Origin of the sequence: Streptomyces sp. NPDC085944, assembly GCF_040686295.1 — a bacterium.
In the GTDB taxonomy this organism is placed as follows: domain Bacteria; phylum Actinomycetota; class Actinomycetes; order Streptomycetales; family Streptomycetaceae; genus Streptomyces; species Streptomyces salinarius.
The window spans coordinates 94,865-109,521 of the sequence record NZ_JBFBJX010000020.1 but is presented as its reverse complement, the minus strand read 5'-3'; the positions used below and the strand labels follow the sequence as shown (position 1 = coordinate 109,521).

The window sequence follows — 14,657 nt, the reverse complement described above, 5'->3', positions numbered from 1 at the left end:
GAAGTGTCGGTCCCATGCGAACCGACTCTTCTCCCGGCTCCCTGCCGGCGCGGGAGCACCTCCCGGCCGCAGGAGCCGGTACGCCTGTCCTGGACGTAGTGGTCCCCGTCTACAACGAGGAGAAGGACCTCGGGCCGTGCGTCCGCAGACTGCACGAGCACCTCACCCGGACGTTCCCCTATGCCTTCCGCATCACGGTCGCCGACAACGCCTCCACGGACGGCACCCCGCGGGTAGCGGCCGGTCTGGCGGCGGACCTCGGCACGGTCAGGTCCGTCCGGCTGGAGCAGAAGGGGCGCGGCCGGGCGCTGCGGACCGTCTGGTCGGCATCGGACGCCCCGGTCCTGGCCTACATGGACGTCGACCTCTCCACCGACCTGAACGCGCTGCTGCCGCTGGTGGCCCCGCTGATCTCCGGTCACTCGGACCTCGCGATCGGCTCCCGGCTCGCCCGCAGCGCCCGGGTGGTGCGCGGCGCCAAGCGGGAGTTCGTCTCCCGCACCTACAACCTCATCCTGCGCGGCTCCCTCCAGGCCCGCTTCTCCGACGCCCAGTGCGGTTTCAAGGCGATCCGCCGGGACGTGGCCCAGGTGCTGCTGCCGCTGGTGGAGGACACCGGCTGGTTCTTCGACACCGAGATGCTGGTGCTCGCCGAGCGCGCCGGGTGCCGCATCCACGAGGTGCCGGTCGACTGGGTCGACGACCCGGACTCCACCGTGCACATCGTGCGCACGGCGACCGAGGACCTCAAGGGCGTGTGGCGGGTCGGCAAGGCCCTGGCCACCGGTTCGCTGCCGCTGGACCGGCTGGGCCGCCCCTTCGGCGACGACCCGCGCGACCGCGACCTGAGCGGCGTACCGCAGGGGCTGGCCCGGCAGCTCGTCGGCTTCTGCGTCGTCGGCGCCCTGTCCACGCTCTTCTACCTCCTCCTCTACAGCGGCTTCCGGCACTTCACCGGCTCCCAGCTGGCCAACGCGCTCGCCCTGCTGGTTTCGGCGGTCGCCAACACGGCCGCCAACCGGCGGCTGACCTTCGGGGTACGGGGCCGGGGAGGCGCCGTGCGGCACCAGGCGCAGGGGCTGGTCGTCTTCGGCATCGGCCTGGCGCTGACCAGCGGCTCGCTGGCCGCCCTGGGCGCGGCGAGCGCCGACCCGGACCACTCCACCGAGCTGGCGGTACTGATCGCCGCCAACCTCGCGGCCACCGTGCTGCGCTTCCTGCTGTTCCGCGCCTGGGTCTTCCCGGACGCGGAGCCCACGGCCCCGGCGCGGGCGTCACGCCTGCCGGAGCAGGCCCCGCGGGAGTCACGCCTGCCGGAGCCAGGCCCGCAGGAGTCACGCCTGCCGGAGTCACGCCTGCCTGAATCCCAGCTTCCGGAGGCCCACCGACCGGAACCTCATCTTCCGGATCCGTGCCGGGCCTGGAGCGACGCCACCGTGCGGCTCCAGCCGGTGCGCCACGCCGACACCGACCACTCCAGGGACGCCCGATGACGACGCACTACGACCCGGCCGTGCACACCCCCGCCGAGGACGACGGGGGACCCCCGCCCGCGGCGCCCGCGCCGCCCGGCCACCACCGGCCCCGGCGTTCCCGCTTCGGCCGGCTGTGGCGCGGCCGCCCCGAGGACCCGCGCTGGGTGCGGCCCGCCTTCCTCGCCCTCCTGACGGCCACCGCCCTGCTCTACCTGTACGACCTCGACGCGTCCGGCTGGGCCAACTCCTTCTACTCGGCGGCCGTGCAGGCGGGCAGCCAGTCCTGGAAGGCGTTCTTCTTCGGCTCGCTCGACGCGGGCAACGCCATCACCGTCGACAAGCCCCCGGCCGCGCTGTGGCCGATGGCGCTGGCGGTACGGATCTTCGGCCTCTCATCCTGGTCGATCCTCGTCCCCGAGGTGCTGATGGGGGTGGGCACGGTCGCCGTCGTGTACGCGGCCGTGCGCCGCCGGTTCGGCCCCGCGGCCGGGCTGATCGCGGGCGCCGTGCTCGCGCTCACGCCCGTCGCCGCGCTGATGTTCCGCTTCAACAACCCGGACGCGCTGCTCGCCCTGCTGATGTCCCTCGCCTGCTACCTCGTCGTGCGGGCGCTGGAGGACGGCCGGACCAAGTGGCTGGTGTGGGCGGGCGTCGCGATCGGCTTCGCGTTCCTGGCGAAGACGCTCCAGGCCTTCCTGATCCTGCCCGCGCTCGCCCTCGTGTACGGCGTCTGCGCACCGGTGCGGCTGAGGAAGCGCCTCGGCCAACTCGCCCTGGCGACCGCCGCGATCGTCGTCTCGGGCGGATGGTGGGTCGCGGTCGTCGAGCTGTGGCCGGCCTCGTCCCGGCCGTACGTCGGCGGTTCGCAGAACAACAGCTTCCTGGAGCTGACCTTCGGCTACAACGGCCTGGGCCGGCTCAACGGCGAGGAGACCGGCAGCGTCGGCGGCGGCGGTGGTCCCGGCGGCGGTGGCGGCGGGCAGTGGGGCGAGACCGGCTGGGACCGGATGTTCAACTCCGAGATCGGCGGCCAGATCTCCTGGCTCCTCCCGGCCGCCCTGATCCTGCTGGCGGCGGGCCTTCTCGCCACGCGCCGCGCCGCCCGCACGGACGCCGTACGCGCGTCCTTCCTGGTCTGGGGCGGCTCGTTGCTGATGACCGCTGCCGTCTTCAGCTACATGGCCGGCATCTTCCACCAGTACTACACGGTGGCCCTCGCGCCGTACCTGGCCGCGGTCGTCGGCATGGGCGCGGCGACGCTGTGGGAGCGGCGGGAACGGATCTGGGCGTCGCTCGCCCTCGCCGCCGCCGTCACGGCGAGCGCGGCCTGGGGGTACGTCCTGCTCGACCGCACACCGGAGTACCTGCCCTGGCTGCGGATGCCGGTCCTGGTCGGCGGCCTGGTCGCCGCGCTCGGGCTGGTCTTCGCCGGCCGGCTGGGGCGGCGGACGGCGCTCGCGGCGGCGGGCCTCGGCCTCGTGGCGTCGCTGGCCGCGCCCACCGCGTACACGCTGAGCACCCTGCGGGAGGGGCACAGCGGCTCCATCGTCACGGCCGGCCCGTCCGGCGCGAGCATGCGGGGCGGCGGCCTCGGGGGCGGGCCCGGAGCCGGCGGCTTCCCGGGCGGCGGGAACGCGCCGGGTCAGGGGCAGAACCAGGGCGGTCCGGGGGCCGGCGGTTTCCCCGGTGGCGGCACCGCTCCGGGCACCGGAGGGAACAACCAGAACGGCCAGACGCCGAACGGCCAGGCACCGAACGGTCAGATGCCGAACGGCCGGAGCAACCAGAACGGCCCGACCGGCGAAGGCGGCCGGACGGGCGGCGCGGGTGGCGGCGGCATGGGCGGCCTGCTCAACGGCGCCGAAGTCGGCTCCGAGGCGAAGCAGCTGCTGGAGGCCGACGCCGACTCCTACACGTGGGTCGCCGCGGCGGTCGGCTCCCAGAACGCCGCGAGCTACCAGCTCGGTACCGGCGAGCCGGTGATGGCGATCGGCGGCTTCAACGGCACGGACCCGTCGCCGACCCTGGCGCAGTTCAAGAAGTACGTGGCGGACGGCAGGATCCACTACTTCATCGCCGGCGGCGGGACGGGTGGCGGCATGGGCGGCGACTCCGGCGCCGCGTCGCAGATCACGTCGTGGGTCGAGGCCACCTTCAAGGAGGTCACGGTCGGCTCGGCCACCTTCTACGACCTCACCTCGCCGACGGACTGACCGCCCGGCGCTCGGCCGGGAGACTACTCGGCCGAGCATGTGTTGTACGGCGCATAGGACCCCTATGCGCCGTACAACACGACGACGTCCCCGCAGGAATCCCCCGGGGGCACGGGAGACCGCGCCCCCGTCCCGGGGGCCACCCGCAGCGCAGCACCATGGCCCACGCGCTGATGAGCGCGATTCCACCGGCCAGGGCGGGGCTCGGCGCGGGCGTCAACGGCACGCTGGCGGAGTCCGGCAACGGGCTGGGCGTGGCCGTCCTCGGGGCGGTGCTGAACTCCCGGTTCGCGGCGCCGGCGCCGGTCGCGGCGACGTCGCTGCCCGCCGCGCCGGCTTCGGCGGAGGGGGAGGGGGAGCGCGGTCGGGTCCTGGACGCGTTCTCCACCGGAGTGGAGAGCAGTCAGTTGGTGGGGGCGGTGGCGGTGTTGCCGGGCGGCGTCGTGGCGGCGGTGTTGTTGCGGAGGGCGGAACGGGCAGACTCGGGGGTTGTGAGCGCCCGAGGGCTCGGGTGGGCTGCTTGCGACGCGGTTGCGGGTTGTCCGTGGTTGCTCGCGCCCCCGCGGCGGAGCCGCACAATGATGCGGTCCCGCGCCCCTCATGGGGCGCTTCGCCGACCGGGCGTTTGATGAGTCGAGGAGTGGTGCGCATGGCGAAGGCAGGGCGGCAGGGGCCCCGGTCCAGTGTGTGGCTGAACGGGGAGGGCCGGCGCGGTGGGCGCCGCGGAGGGCAGCCCTCCGGGCTCGACCGGGACCGGATCACCCAGGTCACCGTCCGGCTGCTGGACGCCGAGGGCCTGACGGGGTTCTCCATGCGCCGCCTGGCCGCCGAGCTGAACGTCACCGCGATGTCCGTCTACTGGTACGTGGACACCAAGGACGAGCTGCTCGAACTCGCCCTGGACGCCGTCTTCGGGGAGCTGCGCCACCCCGACCCCGACGCCGGCCTCGACTGGCGCGAGGAACTGCGCGCCCTGGCCCGGGAGAACCGGGCGCTGCTGGTGCGCCACCCCTGGCTGTCCCGGCTGGTCGGCACCTACCTCAACATCGGGCCGCACTCGCTGGCCTTCTCCCGGTCGGTGCAGACGGTCGTGCGCCGCAGCGGGCTGCCCGCCCACCGTCTGACCGGCGCCATCTCCGCCGTCTTCCAGTTCGTCTACGGCTACGGCACCATCGAGAGCCGCTTCCTCGCCCGGGTGGCGGACACGGGGCTGAGCCCGGACGAGTACTTCCAGGACTCCATGCGCGCGGTGACCGAGGTGCCGGACAGCGCGGGCACCATCGAGGACGCCCAGGACATCATGGCGGCCCGGGGCGGCGACACCGTCGCGGAGATGCTGGACCGGGACTTCGAGTTCGCCCTCGACCTGCTCGTCGCGGGCATCGACGCGATGGTCGGCCGGGACTGACCCGGAGCCGCCCGCACGTCCCCGCCGCACGCCCCTTGGCCGGCTCGCCCTCAGTCGTCCGCCGCCAGCCGCGCCGGGAAGCCGCCCGTCGCCACCGGCCCCCACTTCTCCGGCCGGACCCGGATGATGGACTTGCCCTGCTCGACCATGGCCTGCCGGTACTCGTCCCAGTCGGGGTGCTCGCCGGAGATGTTGCGGAAGTACTCCACCAGCGGCTCCACGGAGTCCGGGGAGTCGATGACCTCCGCGGTGCCGTCGATCTGGACCCAGGGGCCGTTCCACTCGTCGCTGAGCACGAGGAGACTGACCCGCGGGTCACGACGCGCGTTGCGGGTCTTGGCCCGTTCGGGGTACGTCGAGACGACGAGCCGGCCGGAGTCGTCGACCCCGCAGGTCAGCGGCGACCCCTGCGGGCTGCCGTCGGCCCGCCGGGTCAGCAGGATCGCCCGGTGCCGGGGGCGTACGAAGTCCAGCAACTCGTCCAGGGAGACACGGGTGTTCGTCGCGATGTTCGGTGCCATGCCGTCAGCCTAGGCCGCACCACCGTCACCCGCCGCCCCGTCACCCACGGTCACGCCGTCCCTCATCCGCGCCCCCGCCGCCCCGCCGCCCCGTCACCCGCCCTCCCGCAGCCCGCTGCCCGCCGTGCCGCTCGCCGCGTGCAGCGCCTCCGCGAGGTTGTCGTGGACCGGCACGTCGCGGCGCAGCCCGGAGAGTTCGAGGACGCGGCTCGCCACGCTCTTCGGGGCCGCCACCACGCGCAGCGAGGCGTGGCCGGGCAGCCCGCGGCGCACGGCGGCGAGGAGGCGGACACCCTGGGAGTCCATGAAACGGGTCGCGGACAGGTCCAGGACGAGCAGGCGCAGGCCGTCGGAGCGCTGCTCCACGGCGGTCATGATCAGGGGCAGCAGCCCGGAGGCGTTGCAGAAGTCGATCTCGCTGGGCAGTGCGAGCACGGCGCAGCCGGGTGGATCGCACGGCTCGCAGGGCTGGGGATGGAAGGTCACAGCACTCACCTGACAGACGTCCGTCGGGCTTCCGGCCGGGCCGCTTCCTGACCCGCCCCCATTCCACCACGTGGCGCGGCGACGCGGAAGGCGCGGGAGGCCGCCCGGCCGCCCACCCGCCCCCTGCGTCGACCGAGCGTCACCGGCACGCAACCAAGCAGCTAAAGTGCTGTTCGTCCTGTGCTCGCAGTCGGGAATGTGCTGCGGAGCTCTCCTGCGCACGGCCGTGAGGCCGCGCACGCTGAAGAGGTTCGTGGTGGCTGCGTCCGAATTTACTGATTTGCCGCGTTTTCCGGTCGGCTTCGAGCTGGCCGACGCCCTGACGGCGGCGGCCCGGGACCTGCACGGCGCGAACACCCCTGCCGACACCCTGCACACCGCCGTCGGCCTGGCGGTGCGCCTGCTGCCCGACGCCGAGCACGCGGGCATCTCGGAGATCCAGCGCGGCGGCCGCCTGCGCACCCTCGCCTGGACCGACGAGACCGTACGGTTCGCCGCCGAACCCCGGCAGGGCGGCCAGGGCGGCCACACCCCGCACCCGGACTGGGAGCGCCTGTGGACGACGCCCGTGGTCCGCACGGACGACAGCGAGGCCGACGGCGGCGACAACGCCCTGTCCGGGCTCGGCCTGCGCTCGGCGCTGTCCCTGCGGCTGCGCGCGGACCGGCGCCGGCTGACCGTGCTGACGGCGTACGCCCGCAAACCGCAGGCCTTCGACGAGGACGCCACCCGCATCGGGCGGCTGTTCACCGCGCACGTCTCCCTCGCCCTGGACTCGGCGACCGTGCGCGAGCAGCTCACCGAGGCGATGCGCACCCGGGACCTGATCGGCCAGGCCACCGGCATCCTGATGGAGCGTTCGAACATCGACGCGGCCGGTGCCTTCGAGTCGCTGGTGAAGGCGTCGCAGCGGGAGAACGTGAAGCTGCGCGACCTGGCCCGCCGCATCGTCGACGCCCACTCCGCGCCGGGCGGCCGAGGCGTGACCGAGCGATGACGGGACATCCGTACGGTCATGACCTCGCAGACGACGGACCCGGACCCCCGCGCGGACGCGAACCCGGGCACGAGCACCGGCACGGAGACGCTTGATCACGCCCTCGCGCGCACCCAGGGCCTGGACACGCTGCTGCGGGACCTGACCGACCGCGCGGTCCAGCAGGTGCCCGGCGCCGACGCCTGCTCCGTCACGGTGCGCCGCGCCGACCGGCTGATGACGCTGGCGGGCAGCACCGGCCTGCCCGGCGGCCTGGACCTGCGCCAGTACGAGAACGGCTCGGGTCCCTGCGTGGACGCCGCCGAGTCGGGCGAGGCGCAGTACTCCCCGGACCTGGCCGCCGAGACCCGCTGGCCCCCGTACACGCGGTACGCGCTGGCCACGGGCGTGCGCTGTGTGCTGGCGCTGCCGCTGGCCGTCGAGGGCGGGACGGGCGCCGCGCTCAACCTCTACGGCGTGGAGCCCGACTCCCTGGCCCGCGGACAGGACGTGGCCCGCGCCTTCGCGAAGCGGGCCACGGACGCGGTGAACGAGGCCCTGCGGATCGAGCGGAAGCGGGCCTCGGCCACGGACGTGCGCACCGCCCTGCTCTCCCGCAGCGTCATAGACCAGGCGGTCGGCATGCTCATGGCCCGGGAGCGCATCGACGCCCACCGGGCCATGGAACGGCTGCGCCGGGTCTCACAGGACCGGAACGTCAAGCTCCGCGACCTGTGCGCCCAGGTGGTGGCCCGGGCGTCCGGCGGTGCCTCACATCGCCGGCAGTGACTCCCCCTGGACCGCCTGGACGTCCAGCTCGACCCTGAGGGTGGTGCCGATGGCGGCGATGCCGGCCTGGACGACCTGGTTGTAGTTCATGGCGAAGTCCTCGCGGTGCAGCTCCGTCGTCGCGCGGAAGGCGGCCCGGGTGCCGCCCCAGGGGTCGGCGCCGGTGCCGAGGTAGGCCAGGTCCAGGTCGACCTCGCGGACGACTCCGTGCAGGCCCAGTTCGCCGTGGACGGTCCAGCGGTCCGGCCCGGCCTCGCTCACGCCCGTGGAGCGGTAGGTGATCTCCGGGAACCGTTCGACGTCCAGGAAGTCGGCCGAGCGCAGATGGGTGTCGCGCATGCCGTTGCCGGTGTCGATGGAGGCCGCCTGGATCACCGCCTCCACCCGGGACTTGGTGACGTCGTCCGGAGCGATCTCGACGGTCGCGGCGAAGTCGGTGAACCGCCCGCGCACGCTGGAGATGCCCAGGTGCTGGGCGACGGCGGCCACGCCGGAGTGCACCGGGTCGACCGTCCACGGCCCCGGTGGCGGCAGTTCGGTGCCGCCCTGGCGGGCCAGTGTCACCGTGCCGACCTCGGCCCGGCCGCTCGCGGTGACGATCGCGCTGGAGGCGGCGGGCGTGTAGCCGACCGCGGTGACGATGACGGTGTACGCCCCGGGGGTGAGCGGGGTGGTGTCCCGCACGGCGCCCTCGGTGTCCGCCTCGGCGCGCAGTACCTGGACGCCGGTCATGTCGGTCACCGTGACGACCGCGTGCGACACGGCCCATCCGTCCCGCGTTCGGATCCTCGCGGTCAGTCCCATCCCGTTTTCTCCCTGCAAAGGCTCAGAAAGTGGTCGTAAAGAAACCGGCCCGTGGGGGCGTGCGCACCTCCGCTCGGAACGCGCACGCCACCACGGGCCGGGGCCCTGCTACTCGCCGGGGTGGGCGAGCTCGATGTCGTGGCCGTCGGCACCGGGGCCGGCGACCGTGAGGGCGGCGGCCACCGGCGGGTAGCCGGTCGCGATGACGGTGTACTCACCGGCGTCCAGGTCGGTGAAGGCGTACGCCCCGTCCGCGCCGGTGGTGGCCGTGCCGATCACGTTGCCCGCCGCGTCGACCAGGGTGACCCGGGCGTCGGCCAGCGGACCCTGCGGGGCCCGCACGACGCCCTGGACCCGGGCGCCCGCCTGGAGGTCGACCTCGACGCGGGTGACGCCGGTGCCGCCGACCTCCAGCGGCAGCGCGCGGGGCCGGTAGCCGGCGGCGTTGACCGCGACGGTCACCGTGCCCGGCACCAGCTCGGTGAAGGCGAACTCGCCCGCCTCGCCGGTGGTGGCGCTGGCCAGCAGGTCGCCGCGCACGTCGGTGACGATCACCATGGCGTCCTTGACCGGCAGTCCGCCCTCCACGGCGCGCACCAGGCCGGTGAGCCCGCTGGTGCCGCTGAGCAGGATGTCGTAGGCGACCGGCTCGTCGTCCACGACGATGGTGGAGGCCTGCGGCTGGAACCCGTCGGCGGAGGCGATCAGCACGTACGACCCGGCGCTCGGCGCGTCGACGGCGTAGGAGCCGTCGGCCTGGGCGACGGACCGGCCGAGCTGGCGGCCGGCCAGCGAGATCAGCGTGACCGCGGCCTGCGGGACCGGCGCGGACTCGGCGCCGCGGACGAAACCGCGCACCGCGATGCCGCCGGAGACGGGGGCCTGGGGCTCACCGGAACCGGTCGCCGAGGCGACGGCGGCCGGCCGCTGGGCGGCGGCGGGTGCGGCCGGGGTCTGCGAGGCGACCGACGTGGCCGGGTCGCCCGAGGGTGTGGCCGGCACGGCCGCCGTCGCACCGGCGGGAACCGGCTCGTCGGCGACGCGGACGGCCTGCGCGGGGGCACCCGCCACCGGCGGGGCGGACTCGGCCGAGGACTCCGCCGCCTGGGCGAGGGCGCCCTTGGTGCGCAGCGGCACCTCCTTGATGAACAGCGTCACCAGGAAGCCGAGCAGGGCGATCGGCGCGACGTACAGGAAGATGTCGGCGATGCCGTGCCCGTAGGCGCTCTCCAGCCAGGTGCGGATCGGCGCGGGGAGCAGGTCCATGTCCGGGATCTGTCCCGAGCCCAGGGCCTTGCCGGCCGCCATCTGCTCCTCGGGCCCCAGCTGCCCGATGGTGTCGGTGGCGTAGTGGCTGATCCGGGTCGACATGATGGAGCCGAGGACCGAGACGCCCACCGCGCCGCCAAGGGACCGGAAGAAGGTGACCGTGGAGGACGCGGAGCCCAGGTCGCTCGGGGCCACCTGGTTCTGCGTGCAGAGCACCAGGTTCTGCATCATCATGCCGACGCCGAGGCCCATCAGCGCCATGAAGATGCCGATGTGCCAGTACGGGGTGTCGTAGCGCATGGTGCTCAGCAGGCCCAGGCCCGCGGTCAGCAGCACGCCGCCGGACAGCAGCCAGCGCTTCCACTTGCCGGTCTTGGTGATGACGATGCCGGAGACCGTGGACGAGACGAACAGGCCGCCGATCATCGGGATCGTCATGACACCCGACATGGTCGGGGACTTGTCCCGGGCCAGCTGGAAGTACTGGCTGAAGTAGACGGTGCCCGCGAACATCGCGATACCGACGAACAGCGAGGCCATCGAGGCCAGGGTGATGGTGCGGTTCTTGAACAGGCGCAGCGGGATGATCGGCTCGCTGGCCTTCGACTCGACGAGCAGGAAGAGCAGCGTCAGCACGATCGCGCCGCCGACCATGACGCCGGTCTGCCAGGACATCCAGGAGTACTTGTCGTCGGCGAAGGTCACCCAGATGAGCAGCAGGCAGACGGCCGCGGTGACGAAGAAGGCGCCGGCCCAGTCGACCTTGACCTTCCGCTTGACCACGGGCAGGTGCAGCGTCTTCTGCAGCACGATCAGCGCGAGGATCGCGAAGGGCACGCCGACGTAGAGGCACCAGCGCCAGCCGAGCCAGCTGGTGTCGGTGATGACGCCGCCGAGCAGCGGACCGCCGACGGTGGCGACGGCGAAGGTGGCGCCGAGGTAGCCGGAGTAGCGCCCGCGCTCACGCGGGGCGATCATCGCGGCCATGATGATCTGCGCCAGGGCGGACAGACCGCCGGCGCCCAGGCCCTGGATGGCCCGCGCGGTGATCAGCATCGCGGGGTTCTGCGCCAGACCGGCCACGACGGAGCCGATGACGAAGACGATCAGGGCTATCTGGACCAGGGCCTTCTTGCTGAACAGGTCCGCGAGCTTGCCCCACAGGGGGGTGGACGCGGTCATCGTCAGCAGCGAGGCGGTGACGACCCAGGTGTAGGCGCTCTGGCCGCCACCGAGGTCCCCGATGATCTCGGGCAGGGCGTTGGTGACGATGGTCGAGGACAGGATCGCGCAGAACATGCCGAGCAGCAGCCCGGACAATGCCTCCATGATCTGCCGGTGCGTCATCGGAGCGTCTCCGTCGGAGCCTCCCCCGTGCTTGGCATGAGCCCGCACACCGGCTGGTGTGGTCGTTGCCATGGACTTCCTTTACTGAATGGTGATCGCGGGTGTACGGGTGGACGTGTCGTCCCCGGACAGTGCGGGAGGCCGGGCCGCGGGGGCCCGGCAGTCGTCGAAGCTGGCCCTGAGGCGGGCCATGAGCCGGGAGAGCTGACCGACCTCGTCGTCGGACCAGTCGCTCAGGCGGTGGGAGAGCAGCTGGGTGCTCCGCTCGGCGATCTCGTCGAGCTGGTCCTGCCCCGCGGGCGTCAGGCGCAGAATGCGCGAGCGTTTGTCGGCGGGGTCGGGGAAGCGCTCGATCCAGCCGCGCTCGGCGACGTGGGCGACATGGCGGCTGGTCACCGACATGTCCACGGCGAGCAGCTCCGCGAGCTTGCTCATGCGCATGTCCCCGTGCCGGCCGAGCAGTGTCAGTACGGCGACGGACCCGCCGGGACAGTCGGACGGCAGCAGCCGGCCCATCTCCCGCTTCACGGCACCGAAGGCGCTGAACTGGCGGATCAGCTCCTCGTACTGCGCCTTCCCGGCCACGCGCACCTCCCGATTCGTTGCTTAGGGCAACCATAAGTTCCGTTAGTTGCTACAGGCAAACAAAAACGGAGGGTGCGGCATAAAAAGTTGGCAAAGGCAAGTATTGCGATAGTAAACGCGCAGGTGATAAGGGGTAGACCGGGTCAAGAGGGCTCGGCGGCCCCGCACTTGGGCCGCACCCGCGGATTCGCTAGTGTCTCGGCCCATGGCTAACACCCAGGGCCCCCAGGGCACCAACGACCCCGCAGGCAGCACCCAGATGTTCCGCGCGTTCGTCGACGACGCCCCGCAGAGCCGGCAGGCCGCTGCCCCCGCCTCCTCGTCCGGTCCCCGCGTCGGCCTGATCGTCGGCATCCTGGCCGTCGTGGTCGTCGTCGCGGCCGTGGCCTGGCTGGCGCTCGGCTAGAACGGGCACCCGGCCGCAGCGGCCGGTACCGGAGACAGGCGAAAGCGACCGCCGCGGCACCCCCGGGGGGCCACGGCGGTCGCCGTGCTGTCGTACGGGCTCTCCCGCGGCGCGGGCTCAGTCGGAGATGAGGCCCTCGCGCAGCTGCGACAGGGTCCGGGTGAGCAGCCGGGAGACGTGCATCTGCGAGATGCCGACCTCCTCGCCGATCTGCGACTGGGTCATGTTGGCGAAGAAGCGCAGCATGATGATCCGCCGCTCCCTTGGCGGCAGCTTGGCCAGCAGCGGCTTGAGGGACTCGCGGTACTCCACGCCCTCCAGCGCCGTGTCCTCGTAGCCCAGGCGGTCCGCCAGCGAGCCCTCGCCGCCGTCGTCCTCCGGGGCCGGGGAGTCCAGCGAGGAGGCGGTGTAGGCGTTGCCCACGGCCAGCCCGTCGACCACGTCCTCCTCGGACACGCCGAGGACGGCGGCCAGCTCACCCACGGTCGGGGAGCGGTCCAGCTTCTGGGACAGCTCGTCGCTGGCCTTGGTCAGCGCCAGGCGCAGCTCCTGGAGGCGGCGCGGGACGCGCACCGACCACGAGGTGTCGCGGAAGAACCGCTTGATCTCGCCGACGACGGTCGGCATGGCGAAGGTCGGGAATTCGACCCCGCGCTCGCAGTCGAAGCGGTCGATCGCCTTGATCAGGCCGATGGTGCCGACCTGGACGATGTCCTCCATCGGCTCGTTGCGGGAGCGGAAGCGCGCGGCGGCGTAGCGCACCAGCGGGAGGTTGAGCTCGATCAGGGTGTCCCGGACGTAGGCACGCTCGGGGCTGTCCTCGTCGAGGGCGGCGAGCCGCAGGAACAGGGAGCGGGACAGGGTGCGGGTGTCGATGGCCTCCGTGACCGGAAGCGCCTGGGCCGGCACGGCGTCGAGGTCCGGCACGACTTCGTCGGCCCGGTCGCCGTCGACGGGATTGGCGGAGTCGACGGAGTCGATGGGGCCGACGGTCTCGATGGCGCCGAGCGCCTCGATCGAGTCGGGCGCGGTCTCGCTCTCCGCGAGCGCGAGCACCTTCGAGCTGCCCTGTTCTGCGGACATGCCACCCCCTTTGGGTCGCGGGACGGTCGCGGCACACGCTCCCACGCCGGGAACGCAGCCTTCACCTGAATACCGGAGCCGAAGCTCCGGCAAACGCGTCTCCGGCAGAATGTCACATGTCGGCAACGCGCTGTAGTGACATGTCGACATCCGAGACGCGAATACCCCCTGGAAACAGGGGGTCTGATGGGCTTTCAGCCCGATTCCGCCGCAACGGCCCTGGTGAGCGATTCGCTCTCGCCGGTGACCCCTCGCTCGCGCTTTCGACTCCGTCCGGAGCCCTGGCCGAGCTTACGCGTCGATCCGGTTCGCGGACCTCAGCCGCTGGAAGCTACGCGCCAGTAGCCGCGAGACGTGCATCTGGGAGACGCCGAGTTCCGCGCTGATCTGGGACTGGGTGAGGTTGCTGTAGTAGCGCAGCAGCAGGATCCGCTGCTCGCGTTCGGGGAGTTGGACGAGCAGGTGCCGCACCAGGTCCCGGTGCTCGACGCCGTCCAGCGCCGGGTCCTCGTAGCCGAGCCGGTCGAGGAGTCCGGGCAGCCCGTCGCCCTCCTGGGCGGCCTCCAGCGAGGTGGCGTGGTACGACCGTCCCGCCTCGATGCAGGACAGCACCTCCTCCTCGGTGATGCGCAGCCGCTCGGCGATCTCGGCGGTGGTCGGGGAGCGTCCGAAGGCGGTCGTCAGGTCCTCGGTGGCGCTGTTGACCTGCACCCACAGCTCGTGCAGCCGGCGCGGTACGTGCACCGTGCGGACGTTGTCGCGGAAGTACCGCTTGATCTCGCCGACGACGGTCGGCATGGCGAACGTCGGGAACTGCACGCCCCGCTCCGGGTCGAAGCGGTCGATGGCGTTGATCAGCCCGATGGTGCCGACCTGGACGACGTCCTCCATCGGCTCGTTGCGGGAGCGGAACCGGGCGGCGGCGTAGCGCACCAGCGGGAGGTTGGCCTCGATGAGTGCCGCGCGCACCCGGTCGTGCTCCGGCGTGCCCGGGGTGAGGTCCTTCAGCTCGCCGAAGAGCACCTGGGTCAGGGCCCGGGTGTCGGCGCCCCGGCTGCGCTGCGGCGCGGGGCCCTCCTGGGCCTGGGCGGGCGGCGCGGGCGGTGCTTGAGGCGCAGTACTGGCCGGCACGGTCAACTCCACCTCGTGATCTGTCAACTCTTCCGTCAACTCATCCGTCAAAAGCGGTCATAGCATCACAAGACATGTCCACTGTGTGCAAGCACCGCATAAGGTCGTGTTGAGTGAACGCAGAACGGCCCCGCACCGGGCTGGTGCGGGGCCGGAGAGGCCGA

General features: G+C 72.6%; 13 protein-coding genes and 1 pseudogene. 7 read left to right on the top strand and 7 right to left on the bottom strand.

The window, feature by feature from the left end; translation table 11 throughout:
• The first annotated feature begins 14 nt into the window (after window positions 1–14).
• The 4 genes and pseudogenes from AB0P07_RS31155 to AB0P07_RS31140 all read left to right on the top strand — a co-directional run bounded on the left by AB0P07_RS31155 (window position 15) and on the right by AB0P07_RS31140 (window position 5,096).
• The gene (locus tag AB0P07_RS31155) at window positions 15–1,493 is read left to right on the top strand and encodes a bifunctional glycosyltransferase family 2/GtrA family protein (protein ID WP_365556424.1); all 1,479 of its coding nucleotides are present in this window, start codon (window positions 15–17) and stop codon (window positions 1,491–1,493) included.
• Complete coding sequence (locus AB0P07_RS31150; RefSeq protein WP_365556423.1) at window positions 1,490–3,688, top strand: glycosyltransferase family 39 protein; 2,199 nt, start codon at window positions 1,490–1,492, stop codon at window positions 3,686–3,688. The genes AB0P07_RS31155 and AB0P07_RS31150 overlap by 4 nt, the downstream gene beginning before the upstream one ends.
• 158 nt (window positions 3,689–3,846) lie before the next feature.
• A pseudogene (locus AB0P07_RS31145) lies at window positions 3,847–4,317 on the top strand (hypothetical protein); the annotation flags it as partial.
• A 20-nt stretch (window positions 4,318–4,337) separates the two neighbouring features.
• The gene (locus AB0P07_RS31140) at window positions 4,338–5,096 is read left to right on the top strand and encodes a TetR/AcrR family transcriptional regulator C-terminal domain-containing protein (protein ID WP_365556421.1); all 759 of its coding nucleotides are present in this window, start codon (window positions 4,338–4,340) and stop codon (window positions 5,094–5,096) included.
• Between the two features lie 50 nt (window positions 5,097–5,146).
• On the opposite strand, the gene AB0P07_RS31135 is transcribed toward AB0P07_RS31140, so the two are convergent.
• The gene (locus tag AB0P07_RS31135) at window positions 5,147–5,617 is read right to left on the bottom strand and encodes a PPOX class F420-dependent oxidoreductase (RefSeq protein ID WP_365556419.1); all 471 of its coding nucleotides are present in this window, start codon (window positions 5,615–5,617) and stop codon (window positions 5,147–5,149) included.
• A 93-nt stretch (window positions 5,618–5,710) separates the two neighbouring features.
• Window positions 5,711–6,103 (bottom strand): STAS domain-containing protein, encoded by a 393-nt coding sequence (locus AB0P07_RS31130; RefSeq protein ID WP_365556417.1) that lies wholly within the window; start codon window positions 6,101–6,103, stop codon window positions 5,711–5,713.
• Between the two features lie 280 nt (window positions 6,104–6,383).
• On the opposite strand from AB0P07_RS31130, the gene AB0P07_RS31125 reads away from it, so the two are divergent.
• Window positions 6,384–7,100, top strand: a complete 717-nt coding sequence (locus AB0P07_RS31125) for an ANTAR domain-containing protein (RefSeq protein ID WP_365556472.1) — start codon at window positions 6,384–6,386, stop codon at window positions 7,098–7,100.
• An 18-nt stretch (window positions 7,101–7,118) separates the two neighbouring features.
• The gene (locus AB0P07_RS31120; RefSeq protein ID WP_365556415.1) at window positions 7,119–7,868 is read left to right on the top strand and encodes a GAF and ANTAR domain-containing protein; all 750 of its coding nucleotides are present in this window, start codon (window positions 7,119–7,121) and stop codon (window positions 7,866–7,868) included.
• On the opposite strand, the gene AB0P07_RS31115 is transcribed toward AB0P07_RS31120, so the two are convergent.
• The 3 genes from AB0P07_RS31115 to AB0P07_RS31105 all read right to left on the bottom strand — a co-directional run bounded on the left by AB0P07_RS31115 (window position 7,851) and on the right by AB0P07_RS31105 (window position 11,873).
• A complete protein-coding gene (locus tag AB0P07_RS31115; protein ID WP_365556414.1) occupies window positions 7,851–8,672 on the bottom strand; it encodes a YceI family protein in 822 nt (273 codons plus the stop codon). The two genes, AB0P07_RS31120 and AB0P07_RS31115, sit on opposite strands and share 18 nt — an antisense overlap.
• Before the next feature lie 108 nt (window positions 8,673–8,780).
• The gene (locus AB0P07_RS31110) at window positions 8,781–11,360 is read right to left on the bottom strand and encodes a DHA2 family efflux MFS transporter permease subunit (RefSeq protein WP_365556412.1); all 2,580 of its coding nucleotides are present in this window, start codon (window positions 11,358–11,360) and stop codon (window positions 8,781–8,783) included.
• A gap of 9 nt (window positions 11,361–11,369) precedes the next feature.
• Entirely contained in the window at window positions 11,370–11,873 is a 504-nt protein-coding gene (locus AB0P07_RS31105; protein WP_365556410.1) for a MarR family transcriptional regulator, read from the bottom strand.
• 205 nt (window positions 11,874–12,078) lie between these two features.
• Between AB0P07_RS31105 and AB0P07_RS31100 the strand changes: the two genes are divergently transcribed.
• Window positions 12,079–12,279 (top strand): hypothetical protein, encoded by a 201-nt coding sequence (locus AB0P07_RS31100; RefSeq protein ID WP_365556409.1) that lies wholly within the window; start codon window positions 12,079–12,081, stop codon window positions 12,277–12,279.
• Window positions 12,280–12,396: 117 nt separating this feature from the next.
• On the opposite strand, the gene AB0P07_RS31095 is transcribed toward AB0P07_RS31100, so the two are convergent.
• Window positions 12,397–13,362, bottom strand: a complete 966-nt coding sequence (locus AB0P07_RS31095; protein ID WP_365556408.1) for an RNA polymerase sigma factor SigF — start codon at window positions 13,360–13,362, stop codon at window positions 12,397–12,399.
• A 291-nt stretch (window positions 13,363–13,653) separates the two neighbouring features.
• Window positions 13,654–14,493 carry an RNA polymerase sigma factor SigF gene (locus AB0P07_RS31090; protein ID WP_365556406.1) on the bottom strand — a complete coding sequence of 280 codons (840 nt, stop codon included), beginning with the start codon at window positions 14,491–14,493 and terminating at the stop codon, window positions 13,654–13,656.
• Window positions 14,494–14,657: the final 164 nt, after the last annotated feature.